Here is a 2905-nt window from a genome sequence, read left to right as displayed (position 1 = left end):
GGGCTGTGATGTGGCGTGTCTTCTGTCTCGAGCTGCGCGTGGCGTTCCGCCACGGCGCGGACATCGCCGGCCCGCTGTGGTTCTTCCTGATGGTCATCACCCTGTTTCCGTTAAGCGTCGGGCCGCAGCCGCAGCTGCTGGCGCGTATCGCGCCGGGCATCATCCAGGTGGCGGCGCTGCTGGCCTCGCTGCTGGCGCTGGAGCGGCTGTTTCGCGACGACCTGCAGGACGGCAGCCTGGAGCAGCTGATGCTGCTGCCGGTGCCGCTGCCGGCGGTGGTGCTGGCGAAGGTGCTGGCCCACTGGGCGGTGACCGGCCTGCCGCTGATTATGCTCTCCCCGCTGGTGGCGCTGCTGCTGGGGATGGACGTGTACGGCTGGAAAATCATGGCGCTGACGCTGCTGCTCGGCACGCCGGCGCTGGGGTTTCTCGCCGCGCCGGGCGTCGGGCTGACGGCCGGGCTGCGGCGCGGCGGCGTCCTGCTGGGCATTCTGGTGCTGCCGCTGAGTGTCCCGGTGCTGATTTTCGCCGCCGCGGCGATGGACGCGGCATCGATGCATTTACCCGCTGACGGCTATCTGGCGGTGCTGGGGGCGCTGCTGGCGGGCAGCGCGACGTTAAGCCCCTTCGCCACCGCGGCGGCGCTGCGCCTCAGCGTGCAGTAGCGCCCCGGCGCGACGGACATTTTACTGGTTTCAGGAGGTCAGGTGACGACTATGTGGAAAACCCTTCATCAGCTGGCGGCGCCGCCCCGGCTGTATCAGATTTGCGGCAGGCTCGTGCCGTGGCTGGCGGCGGCCGGCATCATCGCGCTGGCCACCGGCTGGGTCCGGGGCTTTGGTTTCGCCCCGGCGGACTACCAGCAGGGGGAGGGCTACCGCATTATGTACCTGCATGTCCCGGCGGCCATCTGGTCAATGGGTATCTATGCGGCGATGGCGGTGGCGGCGTTTACCGGGCTGGTCTGGCAGATGAAAATGGCCAGCCTTGCCGTCGCGGCGATGGCGCCGGTGGGGGCGGTGTACACCTTCATCGCGCTGGTCACCGGCGCGGCGTGGGGCAAACCGATGTGGGGCACCTGGTGGGTGTGGGACGCGCGCCTGACCTCGGAGCTGGTGCTGCTGTTTCTCTACGCCGGGGTCATCGCCCTGTGGCACGCCTTTGACGACCGTAAAATGGCCGGGCGCGCGGCGGGCATTCTGGTGCTGGTCGGCGTGGTGAACCTGCCGGTTATCCACTATTCCGTCGAGTGGTGGAACACCCTGCACCAGGGCTCGACGCGGATGCAGCAGAGTATCGACCCGGCGATGCGCTCGCCGCTGCGCTGGGCCATCGCCGGCTTCCTGCTGCTCTTTATGACGCTGTCGCTGATGCGGATGCGCAACCTGATTTTACTGATGGAAAAACGCCGCCCGTGGGTGAGCGAACTGATACTGAAAAGGGGGCACCGGTGAGTCCGGCATTTTCATCGTGGAGCGATTTTTTCGCCATGGGCGGGTACGCCTTTTTTGTCTGGCTGGCGGTGGCGATGACCGTGGCGCCGCTGGCGCTGCTGGCGCTGCACACGGTGCTGCAGCGCCGGGCCATTCTGCGCGGCGTGGTGCAGCAGCAGGCGCGCGAGGCGCGGATGCGTGCCGCACAGGCGCAACAGGAGGCGGCGTGAACCTGCGACGTAAAAACCGGCTATGGGTGGTCTGCGCGGTGCTGGCGGGCCTGGGGCTGACCACCGCCCTGGTCCTGTACGCGCTGCGCGCGAATATCGACCTGTTCTATACCCCCGGCGAAATCCTCTACGGCAAGCGCGAGACGCAGCAGCTGCCGGCGGCGGGCCAGCGCCTGCGCGTCGGCGGGATGGTGATGCCCGGCAGCGTCAGGCGCGACCCGGACTCGCTGAAGGTGAACTTCAGCCTCTACGACGCCGAAGGGTCGGTGACGGTGAGCTATGAGGGGATACTGCCGGACCTGTTCCGCGAGGGGCAGGGGGTGGTGGTGCAGGGCACCCTGGAGAAGGGCAACCACGTCCTGGCGCACGAGGTGCTGGCCAAACATGACGAGAACTACACCCCGCCGGAAGTGGAAAAGGCGATGCAGGAAAACCACCGCCGCCCGCAACGCGCTGATAAGGACACCTCATCATGATGCCTGAATACGGCCACGCGCTGCTGTGCCTGGCGCTCGGCGTGGCGCTGCTGCTGTCCGTTTACCCGCTGTGGGGCGTGGCGCGCGGCGACGCGCGGATGATGGCGTCGGCCGGGGTGTTCGCCTGGCTGCTGTTCATCTGCGTGGCGGGCGCGTTTTTCGTGCTGGTGCACGCCTTTGTGGTTAACGACTTCACCGTGGCCTATGTCGCCGGCAACTCGAACACGCAGCTGCCGGTGTGGTACCGGGTGGCCGCCACCTGGGGGGCGCACGAGGGCTCGCTGCTGCTGTGGGTGCTGCTGATGAGCGGCTGGACCCTGGCGGTGGCGGTGTTCAGCCGGCCGGTGCCGGCGGATATCGTCGCCCGGGTGCTGGCGGTGATGGGGATGGTCTGCGCCGGTTTTCTGGCGTTCATCCTGTTCACTTCCAGCCCGTTCGCCCGCACGCTGCCGGCCTTTCCGGTGGAGGGGCGCGACCTGAACCCGCTGCTGCAGGACCCGGGGCTGATTTTCCACCCGCCGCTGCTGTACATGGGCTATGTCGGCTTCTCGGTGGCCTTCGCCTTCGCCATCGCCGCGCTGCTGAGCGGGCGTCTGGACAGCGCGTTCACCCGTTTTGCCCGCCCGTGGACGCTGGCGGCGTGGGTGTTCCTGACGCTGGGCATCGTGCTCGGCTCGGCGTGGGCCTACTACGAGCTGGGCTGGGGCGGCTGGTGGTTCTGGGACCCGGTGGAGAACGCCTCCTTTATGCCGTGGCTGGCGGGCAC

5 protein-coding genes are annotated in these 2905 nt (G+C 68.0%); all 5 read left to right on the top strand.

All coding sequences use genetic code 11. The features are described from left to right. Positions 1–5: 5 nt before the first annotated feature. The gene (ccmB, locus tag ACLJQD_RS22850) at positions 6–665 is read left to right on the top strand and encodes a heme exporter protein CcmB (protein ID WP_000990033.1); all 660 of its coding nucleotides are present in this window, start codon (positions 6–8) and stop codon (positions 663–665) included. A gap of 51 nt (positions 666–716) precedes the next feature. Next, positions 717–1454, top strand: a complete 738-nt coding sequence (locus ACLJQD_RS22845) for a heme ABC transporter permease (protein ID WP_017442047.1) — start codon at positions 717–719, stop codon at positions 1452–1454. Beyond that, positions 1451–1663 carry a heme exporter protein CcmD gene (gene ccmD, locus ACLJQD_RS22840; protein ID WP_000074111.1) on the top strand — a complete coding sequence of 71 codons (213 nt, stop codon included), beginning with the start codon at positions 1451–1453 and terminating at the stop codon, positions 1661–1663. Before ACLJQD_RS22845 ends, ccmD begins: the two co-directional genes overlap by 4 nt. After that, on the top strand, positions 1660–2139 hold the full coding sequence (ccmE, locus tag ACLJQD_RS22835) for a cytochrome c maturation protein CcmE (RefSeq protein ID WP_001053618.1): 480 nt from the start codon (positions 1660–1662) through the stop codon (positions 2137–2139). Before ccmD ends, ccmE begins: the two co-directional genes overlap by 4 nt. Beyond that, positions 2136–2905: heme lyase CcmF/NrfE family subunit (locus ACLJQD_RS22830; RefSeq protein ID WP_139758350.1), on the top strand; the 770-nt coding region annotated here is incomplete at its 3' end. The genes ccmE and ACLJQD_RS22830, both read left to right, overlap by 4 nt.

Source organism: Salmonella sp. SAL04214 (assembly GCF_046550615.1).
Lineage (GTDB): Bacteria > Pseudomonadota > Gammaproteobacteria > Enterobacterales > Enterobacteriaceae > Salmonella > Salmonella enterica.
The sequence above is the reverse complement of the archived record's forward strand: the minus strand, read 5'-3'. Positions and strand labels throughout refer to the sequence as shown.

Excerpts from the sequence above, each read along its gene's own strand:
- ACLJQD_RS22845 (WP_017442047.1), top strand. The coding sequence starts at position 717 with ATGTGGAAAACCCTTCATCAGCTGGCGGCGCCGCCCCGGCTGTATCAG.